The following is a 24,029-nucleotide window of genomic DNA, read 5'->3' on the forward strand; positions in this document are numbered from 1 at the left end:
ATGACGAAGCTCATCATCGACGGCAAGGAAGTGGATGTCCCGGCGGACTACACGCTGCTTCAGGCCTGTGAAGAGGCGGGCGCCGAGGTTCCGCGGTTTTGTTACCACGACCGGCTGTCTATCGCCGGCAACTGCCGCATGTGCCTGGTCGAAGTGAAGGGTGGACCGCCCAAGCCGACGGCCTCGTGTGCCATGGGCGTGAAAGACCTTCGTCCCGGCCCGAACGGCGAGCCGCCGGTGGTCGAGACCAAGTCCGAGATGGTCAAGAAGGCCCGCGAAGGCGTGATGGAGTTCCTGCTCATCAACCACCCGCTGGATTGCCCGATCTGCGACCAGGGCGGCGAGTGTGATCTGCAGGACCAGGCGATGGCCTATGGCGTCGACGGTTCTAGGTTCCACGAGAACAAGCGCGCCGTTGAGAACAAGGAAATCGGTCCGCTGATCAAGACGATCATGACCCGCTGCATTCACTGCACGCGTTGTGTGCGGTTCACCACGGAAGTGTGTGGTGTCACCGACATGGGGCTGGTCGGCCGTGGCGAAGATGCGGAAATCACCACCTATCTCGAAGCGGCCCTGTCGTCGGAAATGCAGGGCAACGTGGCAGATCTTTGCCCGGTTGGTGCCTTGACCCACAAACCTTACGAATTCCACGCCCGTCCGTGGGAACTGACCAAGACCGAAAGCATCGACGTGATGGACGCGGTCGGTTCCGCGATCCGTGTCGACACGCGCGGCAAGGAAGTCATGCGGGTGATGCCGCGGCTCAACGAAGAGGTCAACGAGGAGTGGATCTCCGACAAGTCCCGTTACATCTGGGACGGTCTGAAGACCCAGCGCCTCGACCGGCCGTATGCCAAGAAGGACGGTAAGCTGCAGCCCGTTACCTGGGGTGAAGCGTTCCAGATCATCGCCGAAAAGGTAAAAGGCGCGAGCGCCGACAAAATCGGTGCTCTGGCTGGACAGATGGCAGGCGTTGAGGACATGTTCGCGCTGAAGGCGCTGATGGACAAACTCGGCGTTGCCAACATCGACAGCCGTTTCCCGGGGTCTCCGCTGCATCCGAAGAACGGCCGCGCAAGCTATCTCTTCAACAGCACGATCCAGGGCATTGAAGATGCTGACGCGATCATGCTGATCGGCACAAATCCGCGTCAGGAAGCTCCGGTTCTGAACGCTCGCATCCGCAAGCGTTGGGTCCAAGGCGACGTGACCATTGGCCTGATTGGTGAAAATGCCGACCTGACCTATCCGGTAACATATCTGGGTGCCGGTCCGGACAGCCTGAAGGAATTCGTGAACCACGCTCCGGCAAAGGCCGAACGCCCGATGTTCATCATCGGCCAGGGCGCGCTGAACCGTCCGGATGGGGCTGAAGTGCTCGCGACGCTTGCTGCAGCCGCAAAGGCGCTTGGTGTCGTTAAGGACGGCTGGAACGGTTTCAACATCCTGCACACCGAAGCGTCCCAGGTTGGTGCTCTCGATCTCGGTTTCGTACCGGGCGAGGGCGGCAAGGACACAGGGTCCATGCTGGAGCCGGGTGCACTTGACGTGCTGTTCCTGCTGGGTGTCGACGAAGTTGAAGTTCCGGAAGGCGCTTTTGTTGTCTACCAGGGAACGCATGGTGACCGCGGTGCACACCGCGCCGACGTTATCCTGCCAGGCGCTGCCTATACGGAGAAATCCGCGATCTACGTCAACACCGAAGGTCGCGTCCAGATGGCCGACCGGGCTGCGTTCCCTCCGGGAGATGCCCGCGAAGACTGGGCGATCCTTCGCGCATTGTCCGCGGTGCTTGGCCAGACGCTTGAGTTCAACTCTCTTGCCGAATTGCGCTCAAAGTTGTTCGAAGCTGTTCCGCACATGACGGGCATCGATGCGATCGAGGCAGGTGATGCTGGTGATATCGCCAAGCTTGGCAACGCCAAGGCCAAGATGGATAGTGCAGGCTTCGCCAACGTGATCCGCGACTTTTACCTGACCAACCCGATCGCTCGCGCGTCCAAGACGATGGCCGAGTGCTCGGCGCTCGCCAAGACGCGAGCGGCAGAAGCAGCAGAATAAGGGGTAGGGGACCGATATGGCTGAGTTCATGACGACCTACGGTTGGCCGTTCCTCTGGATGGCATTCCAGAGCATTCTGCTGATGGTCGTGCTTCTTGTGATTGTCGCCTACGTGCTTTACGCAGATCGCAAGATCTGGGCTGCCGTGCAGATTCGCCGCGGCCCGAACGTGGTTGGTCCCTGGGGCTTGCTGCAAAGTTTTGCCGATCTATTGAAGTTCGTTCTGAAAGAACCGGTGATCCCGTCTGGATCCAACAAGGTTCTGTTCCTGCTGGCTCCACTGGTATCCGTGCTTCTGGCGCTGGCGGCCTGGGCTGTTATTCCGGTTGCCGACGGCTGGGTGATTGCCAACATCAATCTCGGTGTGCTCTTCGTCTTCGCAGTGTCGTCGCTGGAAGTCTACGGTGTGATTATCGGTGGTTGGGCTTCCAACTCCAAGTACCCGTTCCTGTCAGCGCTGCGCTCGGCTGCTCAGATGGTCTCCTATGAGGTTTCCATCGGTTTCGTCATCGTGACAGTGCTGCTGTGTGCCGGCACCTTGAACCTGACCGGTATCGTGCAGGCACAGGAAACCGGTCTTGCCAACATGCTGGGTGTGCCGTGGCTGTCGTTCCTGAACTGGTACTGGCTGCCGCTGTTCCCGATGTTCGTGGTGTTCTTCATCTCTGCTCTGGCTGAAACCAACCGTCCACCGTTCGATCTTGCGGAAGCGGAATCGGAACTGGTTGCCGGCTTCATGGTGGAATACGGCTCAACCCCGTACATGATGTTCATGCTCGGTGAATATGTCGCCATCTGCCTGATGTGCGCGCTTATGAGCATCTTCTTCATGGGGGGATGGCTGCCGCCGTTCGATTTTGCACCGTTCACCTGGGTGCCGGGCATCGTCTGGTTCCTGCTGAAGTGTTTCCTTGGCTTCTTCATGTTCGCCATGGTGAAGGCAATGGTTCCGCGTTACCGCTATGACCAACTGATGCGCCTGGGCTGGAAAGTGTTCCTGCCGCTGTCGCTGGCCATGGTCGTGGTCGTCGCCGCAGTCCTGATGATCATGGGCTGGGCACCGGGCGCAGCGTGACGATCTCGCTCGCCGGTGCAATCGGTGCCGCCGTCGGTCTTTATGTCGGCTGGCTCGATTGGAAGATCCTGAAGGGTATGCTTCAGGCGGCGGAGACGAAGAACAGACAAGCTGGCGGCGACGGTGGTGTCGCGGCCAGACACAAGGCGCTCCTGGGCGCACTGGTTTTTGGAGTTCCGGTGTTCGGCTTCCCGATCATCGGCTATTGGGCCGCCAGTCAGCTGGCTGGTTGAGGAAAGAGAGGCTAAAAGCGATGGGACTTAGTCAAGCCGTCAAATCGCTGTTTCTGCAGGAGTTCGTGTCGGCCTTCGTTCTGGCGATGCGTTACTTCTTCAAGCCGAAACCAACGGTCAATTATCCGTTCGAGAAGGGCCCGGTGAGCCCGCGTTTCCGGGGTGAGCATGCCCTGCGCCGTTATCCGAACGGCGAAGAACGCTGCATTGCCTGCAAGCTGTGCGAAGCCATCTGCCCGGCACAGGCAATCACCATCGAGGCCGGACCGCGGCGCAACGACGGCACGCGCCGTACCACGCGCTACGACATCGACATGGTCAAATGCATATATTGCGGCTTCTGTCAGGAAGCTTGCCCTGTGGATGCAATTGTCGAGGGCCCCAATTTCGAATTCGCCACGGAAACCCGCGAAGAGCTTTACTACGACAAGGAAAAGCTGCTTGCGAACGGCGACCGTTGGGAACGCGAAATTGCCCGTAACATTGAAATGGATGCTCCTTACCGTTAGGAGCATACCCAACAATGGTTTCCAGCCCGGCAATCCGGCCGGGCACCGCACTTCCGGCCGCAAGGCCACACGACAGGCAGGTCTTCGAAATGATCCTGAAAGCCCTCTTTTTCTACCTGTTTGCCGGCGTCACCCTGGCGTCAGCATTCATGGTGATCGCGTCGCGCAATCCGGTGACGTCGGTTCTGTTCCTGATCCTGGCGTTTGTGAATTCCGCTGGTCTTTTCATTCTGCTGGGCGCCGAATACCTGGCCCTGCTTCTGGTGGTCGTCTATGTCGGCGCGGTGGCGGTGCTGTTCCTGTTCGTCGTCATGATGCTTGATGTGGATTTCGTCGAACTGCGACAGGGCTTCCTGCAGTATCTGCCGGTCGGCGCGCTGGTCGGCGTGATCCTGATGGTCGAGCTGCTGATGGGGCTGGGTGCCTGGATCATTGCACCGGGTGTTCTCGGGCACGGCGCAGAGCCGATGCCGGCACTTAGCGACGTGAGCAACATCCAGGCGATCGGGTCTGTGCTCTACACCAAATACATCTACTTCTTCCAGGTCGCTGGCCTGGTTCTTCTGGTGGCCATGATCGGGGCAATCGTCCTGACCCTGCGCCACAAGCCGAATGTCAAACGTCAAAGCATTCCGGACCAGGTTGCGCGAAACCGCGAAGCCTCAGTTGAGGTCCGCAAGGTGGAAACGGGCAAGGGTATCTGACGCAACCTGGTTGCGTTTTCGAGAAAGTCCGGGAACCGGCACGCTCCTCCGTGCTGTTTCCGGTTGGGGTAAACGAGGGGAGCACGGCGAGGCGCCCATGGAAATCGGTCTGTCGCACTATCTGTCGGTCGCGGCGATCCTGTTCACAATCGGGATCTTCGGGATCTTCCTGAACAGGAAAAACGTGATTGTTATCTTGATGTCTATCGAACTGCTGCTGCTGTCGGTGAACATCAACTTTGTCGCCTTTTCGTCGTTCCTCGGCGACATGATGGGCCAGATCTTCACCATGCTGGTTCTCACCGTGGCTGCCGCAGAGGCCGCCATCGGCCTTGCGATCCTGGTGGTCTTCCACCGGAACCGCGGCTCCATCGCCGTGGAAGACGTCAACGTGATGAAAGGGTAGGAGCTGATGTATTCCGCAATCCTGTTCCTGCCGCTGATCGGCTTCCTGATCGCCGGTCTTTTCGGCCGCGCCATCGGCGCCAAGGCCAGTGAGTATATTACCAGTGGTCTCCTGATCCTCGCTGCGCTGCTGTCCTGGATCACTTTCTTCGGGTTCTGGCTCGGCGGCTCGGAAATGCAGATCGTCGATCTGTTCCGCTGGATGGATACCGGTGATCTGAAGGTGTCCTGGTCCATCAGGGTCGACACGCTGACCGCCGTGATGCTGATCGTTGTGACCACTGTGTCCGCGCTCGTACATGTCTATTCCATCGGGTACATGCACCATGACCCGCATCGGCCGCGTTTCTTCGCCTATCTGTCGCTTTTCACCTTCGCGATGCTGTCGCTGGTGACGGCAGACAACCTTCTGCAGATGTTCTTCGGCTGGGAAGGTGTGGGCCTTGCCTCCTATCTTCTGATCGGCTTCTGGTATCAGAAACCGTCCGCAAATGCGGCCGCCATCAAGGCATTCGTCGTCAACCGCGTTGGTGACTTCGGATTTGCGCTCGGCATCTTCGGCGTCTTCTATCTGTTCCAGAGCATCGAGTTCACCACCATCTTCAACGACGCGCCGTCCTTCATCCAGGAGCACGGCGAGGTGATGACCTTCCTCGGCTACCATCTTGATCCGCATGCAGCGATGACGGTTGTCTGCCTGCTGCTGTTCATGGGGGCTATGGGCAAGTCGGCGCAGTTCCTGCTGCACACCTGGCTGCCGGACGCCATGGAAGGCCCGACACCCGTGTCCGCGCTTATCCATGCCGCGACGATGGTGACCGCCGGTGTCTTCATGGTGGCACGTCTGTCACCGCTGATGGAACTTTCGCACACCGCGCTGACGGTCATCGTGTTCTTTGGTGCAACGACGGCCTTCTTCGCCGCAACTGTCGGTCTGGTGCAGAACGACATCAAGCGCGTGATCGCCTATTCGACCTGTTCGCAGCTCGGGTACATGTTCGTTGCACTTGGCGTCGGCGCCTATTCGATCGGCATCTTCCACCTGTTCACCCACGCCTTCTTCAAGGCGCTGCTGTTCCTATGCGCCGGTTCGGTGATCCACGCCGTTTCCGACGAGCAGGACATGCGCAAGATGGGTGGTCTTCGGAAGCATATTCCGATTACCTACTGGACGATGATGATCGGAACGCTGGCCCTGACAGGTGTGGGTATTCCATTCACTCATATCGGTTTCGCCGGCTTCATTTCCAAGGATGCGATCATTGAGGCAGCCTTTGCGGGCTCCGTGGGTGAACACGCCAATCCGATGGCCCTCTACGGCTTCTGGATGACTGTTATCGCTGCTGCGCTGACGTCGTTCTATTCTTGGCGCCTGACGTTCATGACCTTCCACGGCAAGCCGCGTGCGCCTGTCGATGTGATGAAACACGTACATGAATCGCCACTGGTGATGACCGTGCCGCTGTTCATCCTGTCCATCGGCGCTGTGCTGGCGGGCATGGTCTTCTACGGTTCGTTCTACGGCGAAGGTTATGCAGAGTTCTGGAAGGGCGCACTGTTCAACAGTGAAACCAACCACATCCTGCATGCCATGCACGAAGTTCCTGGCTGGGTGAAGGTGTCCCCGTTCGTCATGATGGTGCTCGGCTTCCTGGTTGCGTACCAGTTCTACATCCGCTCTCCGGAAATGCCGAAGCAGCTGGCGGAGCGCCATTCCGGCCTCTATCAGTTCCTGCTCAACAAGTGGTACTTCGACGAGCTTTATAACTTCATCTTTATCCGTCCTGCCATGTGGCTCGGCCGGGTCCTCTGGAAGAAGGGCGATGGCACCGTGATCGACGGGTATGGCCCGAACGGTGTTGCTTCCCGTGTTCAGAATGTGACCGCCTGGGTTGTCCGCCTGCAGACCGGATATCTCTATCACTATGCATTTGCGATGCTGATCGGTGTGGCTGCGCTTATCACCTGGTCGATGTTCACCGGTGCAGGCACCGGCGGGGGTGCACACTAATGATTGACTGGCCAATTCTGTCACTCACGACGTTCTTGCCGCTGCTGGGCGTGCTCTTCATTCTCCTGGTTCCGGGGAATGACGAGGGCAGCAAGAAGAACATCCGGATGGTCGCTCTTGTGACCACCTCGGTGACCTTCCTTCTGTCGCTGTTCATCTGGGGCAATTTCGACTACGCCAACTCCGGCTTCCAGTTCGTGGAACACCGGGAATGGCTTGGAAGCAACATCAGCTACCGCATGGGCGTTGACGGTATTTCCGTCCTCTTCGTGATCCTTACGACCTTCCTGATGCCGTTCTGCATCCTGGCCTCCTGGGACAGCGTGCAGAAGCGGGTAAAGGAATACATGATTGCCTTCCTCGTTCTGGAAACGCTGATGATCGGCGTCTTCTGCGCGCTGGACCTGGTCGTGTTCTACGTGTTCTTCGAAGCTGGCCTCATTCCGATGTTCCTGATCATCGGTGTGTGGGGCGGTGCGCGCAGGGTCTATGCATCCTACAAGTTCTTCCTGTACACGCTGCTCGGCTCGGTGCTGATGCTGATCGCGATCATGGCGATGTACTGGAACGCAGGCACCACCAACATTGAAGCGCTCCTGGCGCATCAGTTCCCGGGCGGGATGCAAACATGGCTGTGGCTGGCCTTCTTCGCGAGCTTTGCCGTGAAGATGCCAATGTGGCCGGTGCATACCTGGTTGCCGGACGCACACGTGGAAGCACCGACTGCCGGTTCCGTCATTCTGGCGGGCGTGCTCCTGAAGCTCGGCGGCTACGGCTTCCTGCGCTTCTCCCTGCCGATGTTCCCGCTTGCCTCCGACATGTTCGCACCCTTCGTGTTCACATTGTCTGTGGTTGCGATCATCTACACGTCTCTGGTGGCGCTTGCTCAGGAAGACATCAAGAAGCTGATCGCCTATTCATCGGTCGCACACATGGGCTACGTGACCATGGGCATCTTCACGATGACGGAGCAGGGCGTGCAGGGTGGTATCTTCCAGATGCTTTCCCACGGAATTGTCTCCGGTGCGCTTTTCCTTTGTGTCGGCGTTATCTACGACCGGATGCATACCCGCGAGATCGCTGCCTATGGCGGTCTGGTCAACCGGATGCCGAAGTATGCGGTTGCGTTCCTGATTTTCACCATGGCCAACGTCGGCCTGCCAGGTACTTCCGGGTTCGTTGGGGAAATCCTGACGCTGATGGGGGCGTTCCAGGTCAATTCGTGGGTGGCGTTCTTTGCTACCACCGGTGTGATCCTGTCAGCTGCCTACGCGCTCTATCTCTATCGCCGCGTCGTCTTCGGCGCGCTGGAGAAGGAAAGCCTCAAGTCGATCCTCGACCTGAACCTCAGGGAAAAGGTTATCCTGATCCCCATGATCATCCTGACGATCTTCTTCGGCTTCTATCCGATGGCGATCCTGGATGTGACCCAGGGTGCGGTCGACAATCTCATCAATCAATACACCGCGGCGCTCGACGCGGCTGGCGTTGTCCAGCACGCAGCGTCTGCCGCGGCGGCCCACTAGGTTTCGAGGACGAGACAGAGCTATGTCTGAATTGACCCTATTGCCAGATCTCAAGCCGGTTCTGCCGGAGATCATCCTGGCCCTCGGAGCCATGGTGCTGCTGATGATCGGCGCCTTTGGCGGCAAGCGCGTCAGCTACGCCGTCTTCGGTGGAGCAATGGGCCTGCTCGGCGGTACCTTCCTGGTGCTTCTGTTCGTGCCGGCCTTTGGTGAAACGTTCGGCGGTTCGTTCGTTCTGGACGATTTCGCCTACTTGCTCAAACTGCTGGTACTGGCAGGTTCGTTCTTTGCCATCGCCATGTCCTGGGCCTATGCCAAGAGCCAGTCCTTCGACCATTTCGAGTATCCGATCCTGATCGTTCTGGCGACACTCGGCATGATGCTGATGCTGTCGGCGAATGACATGATCGCACTTTATCTCGGCCTGGAACTGCAGAGCCTTTCGCTCTACGTCGTTGCCGCCATCAACCGGGACAGCGTGCGCTCGACCGAAGCCGGCCTGAAATACTTCGTGCTGGGCGCGCTGTCGTCGGGCATGCTGCTCTATGGTATGTCGCTGGTTTACGGCTTCACCGGGCAGGTGGCCTTCGAGGGTATCGCGGAATCGCTGTCCCACGATGGCGCTTCCATCGGACTGGTGATCGGCCTGACCTTCATTCTTGCCGGTCTTGCCTTCAAGATTTCCGCGGTTCCGTTCCACATGTGGACGCCGGATGTCTATGAAGGGGCGCCAACCCCGGTTACCGCATTCCTCGCCGCTGCACCGAAAGTTGCTGCTATGGGCATGCTGGTCCGGATCGTGATCGAGGCCTTCCAGCCGGTTACCAACGACTGGCAGCAGATCATCGTGTTCGTGTCGATCGCATCGATGGCACTCGGAGCCTTCGCGGCTATCGGTCAGCACAACCTGAAACGACTGATGGCCTATTCGTCCATCGGTCACATGGGCTACGCGCTGGTGGGTCTTGCTGCCGGCACCCAGACAGGTGTCGAAGGCGTCATTTTCTACATGATCGCCTACATGGGCATGACGCTTGGTGTCTTCGCCTGCATCCTGTCCATGCGCCGCAAGGATGGCATGGTCGAGGAGATCGGTGATCTGGCCGGGCTGTCCCAGACAAACCTGCCGATGGCAATCCTGCTGGGTCTGCTGATGTTCTCGCTCGCCGGTATTCCGCCGCTGGTCGGTTTCTTCGGCAAGTGGTACGTGTTCAGCGCGGCCGTCGAGGCTGGTCTCTTCCCGCTGGCCGTGATCGGCGTGGTCGCGTCGGTGGTAGGTGCCTATTACTACCTGCGGATCGTCAAGGTCATGTTCTTCGACGAACCTGTTGAAGGTTTCGAGGCCATGCCGATGGAACTGCGCGTGGTTCTGGGCCTGTCGAGTGTTTTCGTGATCTTCTTCTGGCTGGCACCGGGACAGATCGTCAGCGCGGCCAGCTCTGCTGCCCAGTCGCTGTTCTGATCGATCGCATGACAAGTTATGGACATGAACGTCCGGCGCCAGGTGCGCCGGACTTTCGCTTTGTGGAGCTGGAAACTGTCGGCTCCACGAATTCGCTGTGTTTCGACAAGGCACGGCAAGGGGACGCCGGTCATCTGTGGATCAGGGCAGACGAGCAGACCACAGGTCGTGGGCGCCGCGGGCGTGACTGGTCCTCACCGATAGGCAACATGTTCGCCAGCCTGCTTCTGATCGACCCAAAACCGGCTGAACGGATCGGCGAATTGCCGCTTGCCGCTGCCGTTGCATTGGCGGAAGCCGTTGACAAAGCCGCAGGTACACTGCAACTGGTAAGCCTGAAATGGCCAAACGACCTGCTTGTAGAGGGCTCGAAACTGTCCGGCATCCTGCTGGAGGCTGAAACGCTTAACGATGGCCGGCAGGCAGTTGTCCTTGGTTTCGGTGTCAATTGTGTTTCCCACCCGCCGTTGTCCTTGTATCAGGCGACGGATCTCAGGAGCCTGGGCTATCAGGTAACAGCTGAACGGTTGTTCGAATGTCTTGCGGAGACGCTGGCGGACAACCTGTCTCGCTGGCAGCAACCGGGCGGCTTTGAAGGAATTCGCCGAGCCTGGCTGAAACGGGCGGCGCATCTGGGCAAGACCATAACGGTTCGGACTGCCCAGGAAGAAATTACCGGCACTTTTGCCGATTTGGACGCGCGCGGCCACCTGGTCCTGCAACAGGATGGTGGCGGTGAGCGAACGATTTATGCGGGTGATGTGTTTTTGCCTGGCGCTTGAGCGCCGGGCCGTTGCCCGATCTGACGTTTAAAGGAGCAATCCATGGCTTCGGCCAAGAAAAACAACAACAACAACGACATCGTGTTTCTGCCCCTGGGCGGGGTCGGCGAAATCGGCATGAACCTCGGTTTGTACGGCTATGGTCCGGAAGATGACCGGACATGGCTGATCGTCGACTGTGGTGTGAGTTTCGCCGGACCGGAGCTTCCGGGCATCGACGTAGTCGTTCCGGACATCAAGTTCCTGGAAGATGAAGTCGACAATATCGCCGGTATGGTGATTACCCACGCACATGAAGACCATTACGGCGGGATCCTGCATCTGTGGCCCTTCCTGAAGGTACCGGTCTATGCAACGGCCTTCACTGCCGGTCTGCTCGCAGCCAAAACGGAAAGCGAGCCGGGAGCAGAAGAGGTTCCGGTGACGGTGGTGAAGCAGGGTGAGCGCCACAAGATTGGTCCGTTTGATGTCGAATTTGTTGCGATGGCGCACTCCATTCCGGAGCCCTGTGCGCTGGCGATCCGCACGCCTGCCGGCATGGTGCTGCATACCGGCGACTGGAAGATCGACAGGACGCCTGGCGTCGGCCTTCCCATTGATCTGGACCGGCTTTCCGAGCTCGGCCGGGAAGGGGTGATGGCGCTTGTCTGTGACAGTACCAACGCAATCCGTGACGGTGTCAGCCCCAGCGAGGCAGATGTTGCTGTCGAGCTGAAAAAAGTGATGGCAAAGGCCAGCAAGCGAATTGCGGTCACCACCTTTGCATCCAACGTCGCCCGCATTCGGGCGATTGCGGAAGCTGCCGCCGCGAACGACCGCGACATGGTGATTGTCGGCCGCTCTATGCACCGGGTGATCGAGGTTGCCGGAGAGCTTGGCTATCTGGATGGACTGAAGCCGTTTCACGATGAAGAGGCCTATGGCTATCTGCCGCGGGAAAAGACCGTGCTTTTGTGCACGGGATCGCAAGGCGAAGCCCGCGCTGCCCTCGCCAGGATCGCAGCCGGCGACCATCGCAACATCGCGCTGTCAAAGGGCGATATGGTCATCTTTTCTTCGCGCACGATCCCCGGCAACGAGAAAGCCGTTGGTGAGGTGCTGAACAACCTTGCCGACAAGGATGTCGACATCATCACCGACCGTGACGCCCTTGTGCACGTGTCAGGTCACCCGCGCAGGGGCGAACTGGAGCAGCTTTACAAACTGGTCCAGCCGAAAGTCGTGCTTCCCGTCCACGGGGAACCGTTGCATCTTGCCGCCCACGCCGCGTTCGCAAAGGACCTCGGGGTGCCTGAAGTGGTGCGCGGCAAGAACGGGGACATCATCCGCCTGAGTGCGGGACGTGCCGGTATCATCGACGAGGCGCCGTCAGGCATTCTGGTGAAAGACGGCGATATCCTGGACGATCCGGAAGTCACCGGCGTCAAGGAACGGCGCAAGCTTTCGTTTGCGGGCGCCGCGGTGATCGCGCTGGTGGTCAACCGATCCGGGGAGCTGCTGGACGACCCCAATGTTGTCCTGTTGGGCTTGCCGGACACGGATGATGAAGGTGATCCGATGGAGGATATCGTCATCAAGGCTGTCAGGGGCGCTGTAACAAGCATCCCGAAGAACCGGCGCAAGGACAAGGATCTGGTTGCAGAGGCTGCGCGGCGTGCAGCCCGGTCCGAGATCCTGAACGTCTGGGGCAAAAAGACGCTCTGCAAGGTGATGGTGACCCAACTATAGTCATCACGGCGGCCTGAGTGGCCGCCGACAGCGGAGGTTTGCAAATGATCGGACGGCTCAATCACGTCGCCATTGCGGTTTCGGATATCGAGGCAGCAACGGCAGTCTACCGGGACACTCTCGGTGCAGAGGTTTCAGCCAGGGAAGAGCAGCCGGACCACGGCGTCAGCACGGTGTTCATCAACTTGCCGAACACCAAGATCGAGCTGCTTGAGCCGCTTGGCGAGAATTCTCCCATTGCAAAGTTCCTGGAAAAGAACCCCTCAGGTGGCATTCACCACGTTTGCTACGAGGTTGATGACATCATTGCCGCGCGCGACAAGCTGCTGGCAGATGGTGCCCGGGTACTTGGCGACGGTGAACCGAAGATAGGGGCGCATGGCAAACCTGTGCTGTTCCTGCATCCCAAGGACTTTCTCGGTACCTTGACCGAACTTGAAGAGGCTTAATTCATGTCCATCGCGTTTGGCATGGCCATCTATTTCATGCTCTGGTGGATCATTCTGTTTGCCATCCTGCCGTTCGGCATGCGCCGGACGCAGGAAGAAGCAGGCGAGGTTGTACCAGGAACCGAGCCAAGCGCTCCCGAGCAGCCGCGATTCCGTCGGGTAATCATCCTGACCACCATCGTGACAACTGTGGTTTTTGCCGGATACCTCGGTATGCGCAACTCGGGATTCGGGTTGGACGACATTCCGTTCCTCAACCCGCCAACCGGCAGCTACAGTCACCCGTCCAACTGACGGGTGCGCCTTCCGGGGCATATTTGTTCGGATCCCACGGCAAGTTCGCCAGGTTGCAAGAAATCTGATGCTTTTCCGCAAAGAAAAAAGGCAGAGCCAAGCTCTGCCTTTGTAAAGTTCCGCGTCTAAATTCGACCCTGTACCCTTACTGTCCGGTATTCCCGTACAGCTGGGCGGCTGCAAACCAAAAGGTGCGCCTGAGGGTCCTTCCTCCCAAGACTCAGACCGCGATGTCCTTGAGCCTCTTGGCATTTCTGCCAAGGCATCTTTTTGTTATGAAGATGGAAACTAGCGGATTGATTCAGCCTTGTCACCTATTTGTCGTGCACAGGCTATTTTTTTTGCTTGCCTATTTCCTTGGCGGCAATTGGTACTAAGGTCTTAGTGCTGAAGCCGGCAAAAAATTAGGCGGCAAACTTCAGCAAATGCCCGCATTTGCGCGCTATTTTGCCGTCATTTCTGTATAAGGCAGGCATGCCAGCGCAAAGGGCTTGTATTTGGTGGCAGCTTGCGCTTTGACTGCGCACAAAACAGGCGATGCCCAAGATTGAGAGAACATTCATGCGTCTTTCCCGTTACTTTCTGCCCATACTGAAAGAAACACCCAAGGAAGCGGAAATCGTGTCCCACCGGCTGATGCTGCGTGCCGGCATGATTCGTCAGCAGTCCGCCGGAATCTATTCCTGGTTGCCACTTGGGTTGAAGGTCCTGCGCAAGATCGAACGGATCGTGGAAGAAGAACAGGCCAGGGCAGGCGCGATTCAGTTGCTGATGCCGACGATCCAGTCAGCCGATCTCTGGCGCGAGAGTGGCCGGTATGATGCCTATGGCAAGGAGATGCTGCGCATCACCGACCGTCATGAGCGGGACATGCTGTTTGGGCCGACAAACGAGGAGATGATCACCGACATCTTCCGCGGCTACGTGCGATCCTACAAGGACCTGCCGCTGAACCTCTATCACATCCAGTGGAAGTTCCGTGACGAGGTGCGCCCGCGCTTTGGTGTCATGCGCGGCCGGGAGTTCCTGATGAAGGATGCCTATTCCTTCGATCTGGACAAGGAATCGGCCCGCCACGCCTATAACCGGATGTTTGTCGCCTACCTGCGCACATTTGCCCGCATGGGGCTGAAGGCGATCCCGATGAAAGCCGACACCGGCCCGATCGGCGGCGACATGAGCCACGAGTTCATTATTCTTGCCGACACCGGCGAAAGCGAAGTCTTCTGCGACAAGTCGTTGTTGGAGCTGCCGACGCCTGCGGAAGATACGGACTTCTCCTCCGACCTGACGCCGATCGTGACCGAATGGACGACGCCCTACGCGGCAACGGACGAAATGCACGACGAAGCAGCCTTCGGTGCACTGGCTGAAGACACCCGCGTTTCGGCGCGTGGTATCGAAGTCGGTCATATCTTCTATTTCGGTACCAAGTACTCCGATGCGATGGGGGCCAAGGTTGCGACTGCAGAAGGCACGGAAGTGCCGGTCCACATGGGCTCCTACGGTGTCGGCGTTTCACGCCTTCTTGGCGCCTTGATCGAAGCCAATCATGATGAAAATGGAATCGTCTGGCCGAAATCCGTCGCGCCGTTCCATGTCGGGCTGGTCAATCTGAAGCCGGGTGACGAGCTGACGGATCCGGTGTGTGAAGATCTCTATGCCAAGTTTGAAGCTGCCGGCATCGAGGTTCTTTACGACGATACGGACACCCGGGCCGGTGCCAAGTTTGCGACGATGGATCTGATTGGCTTGCCGTTCCAGGTCGTTGCCGGGCCGCGTGGACTGAAAGACGGCTTGCTGGAAGTCAAGGACCGGGCAACTGGGGAAAAGGAAATGCTTTCTCCGGAAGCCACCTTGAACAAGCTGACGGCGGCATTGACGGACTAACCAAGTCCGGTGATCCTCTGTGTGGGGATTCGGTCGCGGCGTCTGCTGCGGCCAGCCGGCCTGCCGGAAATATTTCGGTAGGTAGGCTGTGCTGAATTTGGGGCTGTGCTGAACTGGATGGACAATGACAGCGGTAGATACGGCGGACATTGACGACGGTCGCAAACCGGCAGCCCCGACACGCGCCTTTTCCGCATTTGAATGGATGATTGCAGGGCGCTACCTGCGATCTAGGCGCCGCGAAACCTTCATATCCGTCATTGCAGGCTTTTCCTTTGCTGGCATCATGCTTGGCGTGGCAACGCTGATCATCGTGATGGCGGTGATGAACGGGTTCCGGACGGAGCTTCTCGGCAAGATCCTGGGTATCAACGGTCATATGCTGGTTCAACCGATCGACCAGCCGCTGACGGACTATGATGCGGTTTCTGCCCGGTTGCAGGGTGTGCCGGATGTGGTCAGTGCGATGCCCTTTGTGGAAGGCCAGGCGTTGGTTTCCGGGCCTGCAGGGAATTTCGGAGCGCTCGTTCGTGGCCTTTACGAAAGCGATCTGCGCCGTGTGCCGCTTATCGCGAACAATGTGCGGGCCGGAACCCTTGACGGGTTCGACGAGGGCGAGGGGGTTGCCATTGGTTCGCGCATGGCGCAACAGCTCGGCATCACCCTTGGTGACAATGTCACCATTATCTCACCGCGCGGTAGTGTGACCCCCATGGGCGTTACGCCGCGGTTGAAGGCCTATCCGGTTACCGCCATTTTCGAAATCGGCATGAGTGAATACGACGCGACCTTCCTGTTCATGCCACTGGAAGAGGCGCAGGCCTATTTCAACATGGATACCAAGGCGACCGGTATCGAAGTTTATGTCGCTGACCCCGACAGGGTCGGTATCATGAAGGACACGATCGAGGAGGCTGCGGATCGGCCGGCTTTCGTAACCGACTGGCGCCAGCGCAATGTCACCTTCTTTGCAGCCCTTGAGGTGGAGCGGAACGTGATGTTCATCATCCTGACGCTGATCGTCCTGGTTGCGGCGCTCAATATCGTTTCCGGCATGATCATGCTGGTAAAGGACAAGGGCAAGGACATCGCGATTTTGAGGACCATGGGCGCGACGCGTGGGTCGATTATGCGGATCTTCCTGATAACAGGCGCCAGCATCGGCTTCGTGGGTACTTTCGCCGGCTTCTTCCTCGGACTTTTGGTCTGCCTGAACATCGAGAGCATCCGTCAATTCGTTTCCTGGCTTACCAGGACGGAACTGTTCGATCCGACGCTCTACTTCTTGTCACAGCTGCCCGCGGAGATTGACTCCGGAGAGACGATAACAGTGCTTGTCATGGCGCTTGCGTTGTCACTGCTGGCGACGGTCTATCCTGCGTGGCGGGCTGCGCGGCTCGATCCCGTTGAAGCCCTCAGATATGAATAGGGAGACGGGAGATGAACATGGCCGTTGACCCCAACCAGGCACCGGGACTGGCGCCCGCCGCCCTGCAATTGTCTGGCATTACCCGCAGTTTCGACGAGGGTAATCGCGAACTTCATATCCTGAACGGCGCCGATCTGCGCATCGAGGCCGGTGAGATGGTTGCCCTGGTGGCGCCTTCCGGAACCGGCAAATCGACCCTCTTGCATATTGCAGGTTTGCTGGAGCGCCCGGACGAGGGCGATGTCTTCCTGGGACCGGTCAACTGTTCGGATCTGTCTGATGATGAGCGCACGGCCATCCGGCGTAACGACATCGGGTTCGTCTATCAGTTTCATCACCTGCTGCCGGAGTTTACCGCGCAGGAAAACGTGATGATGCCACAGATGATCCGTGGCTTGCCGCGAAAGATGGCAGCGGAGAGAGCAGACGAACTTTTGAAATACATGCGTCTCGGTGAGCGTGGCAGCCATCGCCCTTCGGAGCTTTCCGGCGGGGAGCAGCAGCGCGTTGCCGTTGCCCGTGCAGTTGCGAATGCGCCTCGTATCCTTCTTCTGGATGAACCGACGGGAAATCTGGACCCCAACACTGCAGGCTATGTATTCGACGCCTTGCAGGCATTGGTGCGGGCGTCCGGTGTTGCGACGCTGTTCGCAACTCACAACCTGGAACTGGCGGGCCGTATGGACAGGGCAATAACGCTGTCCGAAGGCCTGGTCAGGGACCTCTAGGTTTTTCCAGTCAGACAAGCCAAGCCAAAAAATTGTTTCTACCCCATGTGAGCGGGCTCCTCAGGGCTACCGTTCTCCAGAAGAACAAAGCAAAAACCCTAAGTTTTCAGCAAATTTGATTTGCTTGATGACAAGGGGAACAAAAAGGGCTTGCAATAGGAACAAAAATGGAACATCATCCAGTTACGCAATTAGCAACGGTTGGAGGATGTGATGATCCATATCGCTCGTGATTTTGCCGCTTTCGGTGCAATGGTTTGCTTCTGCACGACGCTCGCTGTCTGGGGCGACGTGCTTCTGTCCGTCGGCTGATCAATCTCTGCTGAACGGTCGTTGTTTCGGCAAATGGTGCCAGTGCGTTTTTTGAGTTCCTGGACTCAGTCCACTGCGGTGTGATGCGAAGTCAGGATTACAAAGAACAGCGGTAACAACTCCTTCGGCGTCTCGACACGCTATTCCGAACACGCTTCACTTGAGCGCTGATTCTGGAAGATGTTATGAGAGCCGCCATGTCTGCTACAGATCCCAATAATTCTCTGTCTTCCGGTTCGTCAGAAAATGCCGGCAGTGAGGCAAGCGGTCCCGGCTATGTTCACCTCCGGGTCCATTCGGCGTTGTCGCTTCTGGAAGGTGCGTTGCCGATCAAGAAGCTTCTCGACCTCGCCAAGGCCGATGACCAGCCGGCGCTGGCGATTGCCGATACCAACAATCTGTTTGGCGCGCAGGAATTTGCAACCAAAGCGTGGGGATCCGGAATTCAGCCGATTGCGGCGTGTCAGCTTTCCGTCTTTTTCGACGATGGACTTGAAAGCGGTCGGAGAGGGGAACCTGCGCTTTCGGACGTTGTTCTTCTCGCCATGACAGAAGCCGGTTACGGCAATCTGATGGAGCTGAGTTCTCGGGCCTTCCTCGATACGGAAACCGGTCTGAGGCCACATGTTTCCTCCGGGTATCTTCTATCAAAGTCCGAAGGCGTTATCATTCTGACTGGTGGTGTTGGCGGGCCGATCGGGGCAGCGCTCCTTGCCGGCCGCAAGGACCTCGCAAAAAGCCGGTTGGAAACATTGGCGGACCGTTTTCCCGGTCGTTGCTACGTGGAAATCCAGCGCCATGGCATGGAAGCCGAGCGCAAGACCGAAGACGCGTTTCTCGATCTGGCCTACGAATACGGGCTGCCACTGGTCGCCACCAACGAAGCCTTCTTTCCCAAGCGCGAAGACTATGAAGCTCATGACGCCCTAATCTGCATTTCCGAGGGCAGGGTGCTGATCGAGGACGACCGCAGACGGCTGACACCGGAGCACTACTTCAAAAGCCGCGCGGAAATGTGCGCGCTCTTTGCGGATTTGCCAGAGGCGCTTGTTTCAACGGTAGAAATTGCCCGGCGCTGCAGCTTCCGCCCGTTGAAGCGCGCGCCGATCCTGCCCCGGTTTGCCGGTGCGGATGCGGATCCGGAAGAAGCGGAGAAGGCAGAGGCGGAAGAGTTGATCCGCCAGGCACGCGAAGGATTGCAGGCGCGCCTTGATGCGCATGGACTGGCGCCGGGTCTTGAGGAGAAGGACTACTGGGACCGTCTCGACTACGAGACCGGCATCATCGAGCGCATGAAATTTCCCGGGTACTTCCTGATCGTTGCCGACTTCATCAAATGGGCAAAAGGGCAGGATATTCCGGTCGGCCCGGGTCGCGGGTCCGGTGCGGGGTCCCTGGTTGCCTGGTCCCTGACCATTACCGACCTCGATCCCATGCGGTTTTCGCTGCTGTTTGAACGCTTCCTCAATCCTGAACGCGTTTCGATGCCTGACTTTGATATCGACTTCTGCCAGACCCGACGTGAAGAAGTGATCCGTTATGTTCAGGAAAAATACGGCCGGCAGCAGGTCGCGCAGATCATCACCTTCGGATCGCTTCAGGCCCGCGCCGTGCTGCGCGATGTCGGCCGCGTGCTGCAAATGCCTTATGGCCAGGTCGACCGGCTCTGCAAACTTGTTCCTGCCAACCCGGCAAATCCTGTAACGCTTGGTCAGGCGATCGAGGAAGAGCCACGCCTGCGCGAGGCAGCCAAGGAAGAGGAAATCGTCGAGCGGCTGCTGGGCATGGCTCAGAAGCTCGAAGGCCTTTACCGGCACGCTTCCACGCACGCTGCGGGCGTTGTCATCGGTGACAGGCCCCTGGAACAGCTGGTGCCGCTCTACCGAGACCCGCGTTCCGACATGCCGGTCGCCCAGTTCAACATGAAGATGGTGGAAGACGCCGGACTTGTTAAGTTCGACTTCCTTGGCCTTAAGACGCTGACGGTTATCGATACGGCGGTGAAGCTGATTGAACGGCGTGGTATCGATGTCGACGTGGCAGCCCTGCCGATCGACGACGAGAAGACCTACAAGCTGCTGGCGCGCGGCGAAACGTTTGGCGTGTTCCAGCTGGAAAGTCAGGGCATGCGCCGCGCGATTGCAGGCATGAAACCCGACCGGTTCGAAGACATCATTGCCCTTGTGGCTTTGTATCGACCCGGACCGATGGAGAACATCCCGGTCTACAACGCGGTGAAGCACGGCGAACAGGACCCGGACTGCCTGCATCCCCTGCTTGAACCCATCCTGATGGAGACGAACGGCATTATCGTCTACCAGGAACAGGTGATGCAGATTGCGCAGGTTCTGTCCGGCTACTCTCTCGGTGAAGCTGACCTTCTGCGCCGCGCCATGGGTAAGAAGATTGCCGCGGAAATGGAAGTCCAGCGGGCGCGTTTTGTCGACGGCGCGGTGGAGCGTGGGATCAACAAGAGCCACGCCGGAACAATCTTCGATCTTGTGGCGAAGTTCGCCAACTACGGCTTCAACAAGTCGCACGCTGCGGCGTATGCACTGGTCTCCTATCATACGGCCTGGCTTAAGGCGAACCACCCGGTCGAGTTCATGGCCGCTTCCATGACACTGGATCTGGGCAATACGGAAAAACTGGGCGACTACCGTCAGGAATGTCGGCGCATGAAGATCGAGATCGAGCCGCCGTCAATCAACCGCGGGCAGGTTTATTTTAACGTTGCCGACGGCAAGATCCTTTACGCGATGGGCGCGATCAAGGGTGTTGGCGAGCAGGCGGTTGAACACATTGTTGAGGTTCGGGGCGACAAGCCTTTCAAGAGCCTTGGCGATTTTGCGCGTCGGATTTCACCCAAGGCCCTCAACAAGCGAACGCTTGAAAACCTGGTGGCCGCCGGTGCATTCGATGAGCTTGAGCCCAACCGGGCACGGGTTTTTGAAGGTCTCGACCGGATCATGGGCCTGGCTCAACGCACCGAGGAAAACAAGACGCTCGGCCAGGACGAGCTTTTTGGCGGCAGCGACAGCGAAGAACCCTTGCAGCTGGATGATGTCCATGGCTGGACAAACGAAGAGAAGCTGCAGCGGGAACACTCGGCGATCGGGTTTTATCTGTCAGCGCATCCGATCGACGAATACGCCTCCGTGCTTGAAAAGATGCGGGCACAGCCGTGGAGCCAGTTTTCGGAAGCAGTCAAGAAGGGGGCGTCTCACGGCCGGCTTGCCGGCACCGTCGTGTCCATGCAGGAACGCAAGACCAAGACCGGCAATCGCATGGGTATCGTTCGCCTGTCCGATGCTACGGGCCAGTATGAGGCGTTGCTCTTCCGTGAGAAACTCGAACAGTTCCGGGATGCCTTGCAGGCTGGACGTTCCGTTGTCGTGCTCGTCGGGGCCGACATGCGCGACGACGAGCCCTCCCTTCGAATCGAACAGGTTGATCCGATCGATCAGGTCGCAGCCCGCCTGCAGAAAAGCATGCGTGTCTTTGTTCGCGATGAACGTCCGATCCCGAGCCTTGCAAAGCAGTTGCAGGTGAGGGGTGAAGGTGACGTGACGGTGATTGTGCTTCTGGAAAACGGCGCACGGGAAGTGGAGGTCAAGCTCCCTGGCCGGTTCCGCCTGTCACCGGAAATTGCGGGCGCGCTCAAGGCAGTGCCAGGTGTAACGGACGTACAGGTGGCGTGAGCGTCCAGAGGCGCCAACAATGCGATTTCACTACGGGAGCGCTGGTGCGCCAGGGTTTCTATGGTCCTGAAAATGCTCGCTCAGTCAGTTGCCGATTCGGGCGCTGTGATAGTCCTTGAGCGCTGTGGCCAGCTGCAACGCAAAGCGCGCTGAAGCCACGGGAAGTGTACGCCCGCGCATCTGACCCAGAATTAGGTTCCCGGGTGGCAGGTCCTTGCTCGAGATCGGTTTGAAAACCAGCGAGCCGTCATCCTGCTCTCTGAGCCCCAGAGGGATCTGGAAGCCGATCAGTTTCTCACAAAGAACGTAGTGCCGGATCAGGTCGAAGCTTTCGGTTTCGACAGCGGGAGAAACGCGGCGACTGCCGCGCCGGGCAGCAAAGTCCAGCAGATGCCTGACGCCATATTTGGTTGTCGGGGCGACGTGGGGCACGTCGAGACAATCCCGCAGGCGCACTTCCGCTTTTTTTGCCAGTGGGTGGTCGCTCGCCATGACCGCATAAACCTCCTGCGGGATGACATGAAGCACCTCGAAATCCACCAGATAGACTGGCTCGAACACCAGTGCCAGGTCGCTGGAATAGGACACGAGTTCCTGCTCGGCCTGGGTTCTGTCCCTGACGTTGACCGAAAACGTGACGCCCGGATGATCACGCCGGTACCGGGCGATCTGCTCGGGCAGGAAATAAGGAACCATAGCCTGCGAGCAGGCGATGGAAACGTGCCCTCTGCGTTCTCCTGCAAGATCCGCGACCTGGCTCTGCACACGAGCAAGGTCTGAAAGGCTTGCGCGGTAGTGGTGGAGAAGAAGCTCTCCGGCAGGGTTGAGACGTACGCCCTTCGGTAGGCGCTCAAAGAGCTGTGCGCCAAACTCCTGCTCGAACCTTTGCACCCGGCGCGTGAGCGCCGAGGCGGTCAGGTTCATGTCTTCCGCCGCTTTTCTGATGGAACCCGCTCGGGCGACAGCCTCAATGAGCTGAAACGTGTATAAGTGTCTCATTTCAATAGGCTTTGTTTATAGCGTTGCATTTTTTTCATCGCATCTGTGAATTTATAGCATTTTTCGGAAACAGAAAACACCTGCAAGCTTCGGAAAGCCAATCGCACAGCGGAGTTTCCGAACATGTCCCTACACAGACGCGAATTCCTCAAAGCCGGAGCTGCCGTCGTCGGCGCCCTCCCGTTTTCCCGGTCCCTGTCTGCCTTCGCCGCAAGCGATACTCTGGTGGCGGTGACCGGTCAGACCATCAACAGTCTGGATCTTCACCGTACCGGTACCAACAGGGCCAGCTATCAGGTTGCCATCAACAGTTATGACCGGTTGATTACGTTCGGCAGCAAGACCCTGGACGATGGCAGCGTTTCCTTCGACTATTCGAAGCTGGAACCGGAACTCGCGGAAAGCTGGACAATTTCCGACGACGGTTTGACCATTACCTTCAAGCTGAAGCCGAACGCCGTTTTCTGGGACGGCAGCAAGGTGACCGCTGAGGATGTAAAATGGTCTTTCGACAGGGCAGTGTCAGTTGGCGGGTTCCCGAGCACGCAGATGAAAGCTGGCGGCCTTGTGCGGCCGGATCAGTTTGAAGCCGTCGATGAGGAAACCTTTGTCGTCAAGCTCGACAAGCCATCAAAGCTATCCTTGCCGGATCTGGCAGTTCCTGTGCCGTTCGTCATCAATTCGAAAGTCGCCAAGGAACATGCGACAGCCGATGATCCCTGGGCGACTGAGTATCTTCACACGACACCTGCCGGGTCCGGGGCCTACAAGGTTGCCCGTTGGGATTCCGGCCAGCAGATCGTTTACGAACGCTTTGACGAATGGGCTGGTGGACCTTTGCCAAAGGTTCGCAGAATCATTGTTCGAGAAGTGCCGAGTCCGGCAACCCGCCGCGCCCTGATCGAACGTGGTGATGTGCAGGTGTCCTTCGACATACCTGATAAGGATGCTGCTGAGCTCGCTGAAAAGGTGAAAGTGTATTCCACACCGATTGCCAACACCATGCATGTGGTTGGCCTGAATTACACTTTCGAGCCTTTCCAGGATCCGAATGTGCGCAAAGCTATCGCCTACGCGATTCCCTACAAGGACATCTTCGATACCGCAGCTTACGGCCGCGGCGCACCGTTGTGGGGCGGTAGCGAGACCATTGAAGACACCTCCTGGCCACGCAAGTCGCCCTATAGCCATGACATGGAGAAAGCCAAGGAGTTGCTTGCAGCATCCGCCTATCCTGATGGCTTCGAAGTCCCTCTGTCGATCAGCACAGACCTTGCATCCTGGATGGAGCCAACTGCACTGCTGATCCAGGAAAGTCTCGGCAAACTCGGCATCAAGACGGAAATCGAGAAGATCCCCGGGGCAAACTGGCGCACGGCGGTGCTCGTGGAAAAGCGCTTGCCACTACATCTGGAAAACTTCGGCGGCTGGCTGGACACACCCGACTACTACTTCTTCTGGGCGTATCAGGAAGGCAACCTTTTCAATTCCTCGAATTATCGAAACGAGGAAATCGAGACCCTGACCTCGGAAACGCTTCACATGGCGCAGGACGATCCTGAGTACGCGCCGAAGATCAAGCGGATGTTCGAGATCGCGATGGAAGACCTGCCGAGGATTCCGCTTTATCAGCCGGCGCTCAACGTCGCGGTCAACAGTGCCGACGGTTACGAGTTCTGGTTCCACCGCCAGCTCGATGTCCGCTCTCTGACGAACGTGGAGAGCTAG

The 24,029-nt window shown here is 58.2% G+C and carries 19 protein-coding genes; 18 read left to right on the plus strand and 1 reads right to left on the minus strand.

Features of this window, described 5'->3' with window-relative positions:
- The 17 genes from nuoG (at position 1) to dnaE (ending at position 21,302) form a co-directional block, all read left to right on the plus strand.
- Complete coding sequence (gene nuoG, locus Q666_RS55660; RefSeq protein ID WP_022998432.1) at positions 1–2,064, plus strand: NADH-quinone oxidoreductase subunit NuoG; 2,064 nt, start codon at positions 1–3, stop codon at positions 2,062–2,064.
- A gap of 16 nt (positions 2,065–2,080) precedes the next feature.
- The gene (gene nuoH / locus Q666_RS55665) at positions 2,081–3,139 is read left to right on the plus strand and encodes an NADH-quinone oxidoreductase subunit NuoH (protein ID WP_031268412.1); all 1,059 of its coding nucleotides are present in this window, start codon (positions 2,081–2,083) and stop codon (positions 3,137–3,139) included.
- Complete coding sequence (locus Q666_RS55670; RefSeq protein WP_006934710.1) at positions 3,136–3,372, plus strand: hypothetical protein; 237 nt, start codon at positions 3,136–3,138, stop codon at positions 3,370–3,372. Before nuoH ends, Q666_RS55670 begins: the two co-directional genes overlap by 4 nt.
- Positions 3,373–3,392: 20 nt before the next feature.
- Complete coding sequence (gene nuoI, locus Q666_RS55675; protein ID WP_006934709.1) at positions 3,393–3,881, plus strand: NADH-quinone oxidoreductase subunit NuoI; 489 nt, start codon at positions 3,393–3,395, stop codon at positions 3,879–3,881.
- Between the two features lie 89 nt (positions 3,882–3,970).
- Positions 3,971–4,585 (plus strand): NADH-quinone oxidoreductase subunit J, encoded by a 615-nt coding sequence (locus tag Q666_RS55680; RefSeq protein ID WP_031268414.1) that lies wholly within the window; start codon positions 3,971–3,973, stop codon positions 4,583–4,585.
- 97 nt (positions 4,586–4,682) lie between these two features.
- Entirely contained in the window at positions 4,683–4,991 is a 309-nt protein-coding gene (gene nuoK, locus Q666_RS55685; RefSeq protein ID WP_006934707.1) for an NADH-quinone oxidoreductase subunit NuoK, read from the plus strand.
- A 6-nt stretch (positions 4,992–4,997) separates the two neighbouring features.
- Entirely contained in the window at positions 4,998–7,001 is a 2,004-nt protein-coding gene (nuoL, locus tag Q666_RS55690; protein WP_022998435.1) for an NADH-quinone oxidoreductase subunit L, read from the plus strand.
- Positions 7,001–8,527 carry an NADH-quinone oxidoreductase subunit M gene (locus tag Q666_RS55695; RefSeq protein ID WP_022998436.1) on the plus strand — a complete coding sequence of 509 codons (1,527 nt, stop codon included), beginning with the start codon at positions 7,001–7,003 and terminating at the stop codon, positions 8,525–8,527. The genes nuoL and Q666_RS55695 overlap by 1 nt, the downstream gene beginning before the upstream one ends.
- Before the next feature lie 22 nt (positions 8,528–8,549).
- A complete protein-coding gene (gene nuoN / locus Q666_RS55700) occupies positions 8,550–9,989 on the plus strand; it encodes an NADH-quinone oxidoreductase subunit NuoN (protein ID WP_022998437.1) in 1,440 nt (479 codons plus the stop codon).
- An 8-nt stretch (positions 9,990–9,997) separates the two neighbouring features.
- Positions 9,998–10,771, plus strand: coding sequence for a biotin--[acetyl-CoA-carboxylase] ligase (locus tag Q666_RS55705; RefSeq protein ID WP_022998438.1), 774 nt, complete (start codon positions 9,998–10,000; stop codon positions 10,769–10,771).
- A 42-nt stretch (positions 10,772–10,813) separates the two neighbouring features.
- A complete protein-coding gene (locus Q666_RS55710; protein ID WP_022998439.1) occupies positions 10,814–12,499 on the plus strand; it encodes a ribonuclease J in 1,686 nt (561 codons plus the stop codon).
- 44 nt (positions 12,500–12,543) lie between these two features.
- Entirely contained in the window at positions 12,544–12,948 is a 405-nt protein-coding gene (mce, locus tag Q666_RS55715; protein ID WP_006934701.1) for a methylmalonyl-CoA epimerase, read from the plus strand.
- Between the two features lie 3 nt (positions 12,949–12,951).
- The gene (locus tag Q666_RS55720) at positions 12,952–13,242 is read left to right on the plus strand and encodes a DUF1467 family protein (RefSeq protein ID WP_022998440.1); all 291 of its coding nucleotides are present in this window, start codon (positions 12,952–12,954) and stop codon (positions 13,240–13,242) included.
- 561 nt (positions 13,243–13,803) lie between these two features.
- Positions 13,804–15,132 carry a proline--tRNA ligase gene (proS, locus tag Q666_RS55725; protein ID WP_031268416.1) on the plus strand — a complete coding sequence of 443 codons (1,329 nt, stop codon included), beginning with the start codon at positions 13,804–13,806 and terminating at the stop codon, positions 15,130–15,132.
- A gap of 124 nt (positions 15,133–15,256) precedes the next feature.
- Complete coding sequence (locus Q666_RS55730; RefSeq protein ID WP_022998442.1) at positions 15,257–16,561, plus strand: lipoprotein-releasing ABC transporter permease subunit; 1,305 nt, start codon at positions 15,257–15,259, stop codon at positions 16,559–16,561.
- Positions 16,562–16,572: 11 nt separating this feature from the next.
- Positions 16,573–17,289: an ABC transporter ATP-binding protein gene (locus Q666_RS55735; protein ID WP_022998443.1), complete on the plus strand. Its 717-nt coding sequence runs from the start codon at positions 16,573–16,575 to the stop codon at positions 17,287–17,289.
- Between the two features lie 536 nt (positions 17,290–17,825).
- Positions 17,826–21,302 carry a DNA polymerase III subunit alpha gene (gene dnaE, locus Q666_RS55740; RefSeq protein WP_031268418.1) on the plus strand — a complete coding sequence of 1,159 codons (3,477 nt, stop codon included), beginning with the start codon at positions 17,826–17,828 and terminating at the stop codon, positions 21,300–21,302.
- An 84-nt stretch (positions 21,303–21,386) separates the two neighbouring features.
- Here the strand turns inward: dnaE and Q666_RS55745 are convergent, their stop codons facing one another.
- Complete coding sequence (locus Q666_RS55745; protein WP_022998446.1) at positions 21,387–22,301, minus strand: LysR family transcriptional regulator; 915 nt, start codon at positions 22,299–22,301, stop codon at positions 21,387–21,389.
- A 123-nt stretch (positions 22,302–22,424) separates the two neighbouring features.
- Here Q666_RS55745 and Q666_RS55750 point away from each other — a divergent pair, with 123 nt between their 5' ends.
- Positions 22,425–24,029, plus strand: coding sequence for an ABC transporter substrate-binding protein (locus tag Q666_RS55750; protein WP_022998447.1), 1,605 nt, complete (start codon positions 22,425–22,427; stop codon positions 24,027–24,029).

The sequence above is a fragment of the Labrenzia sp. C1B70 genome (assembly GCF_000475395.1).
GTDB classification, from domain to species: domain Bacteria; phylum Pseudomonadota; class Alphaproteobacteria; order Rhizobiales; family Stappiaceae; genus Roseibium; species Roseibium algicola.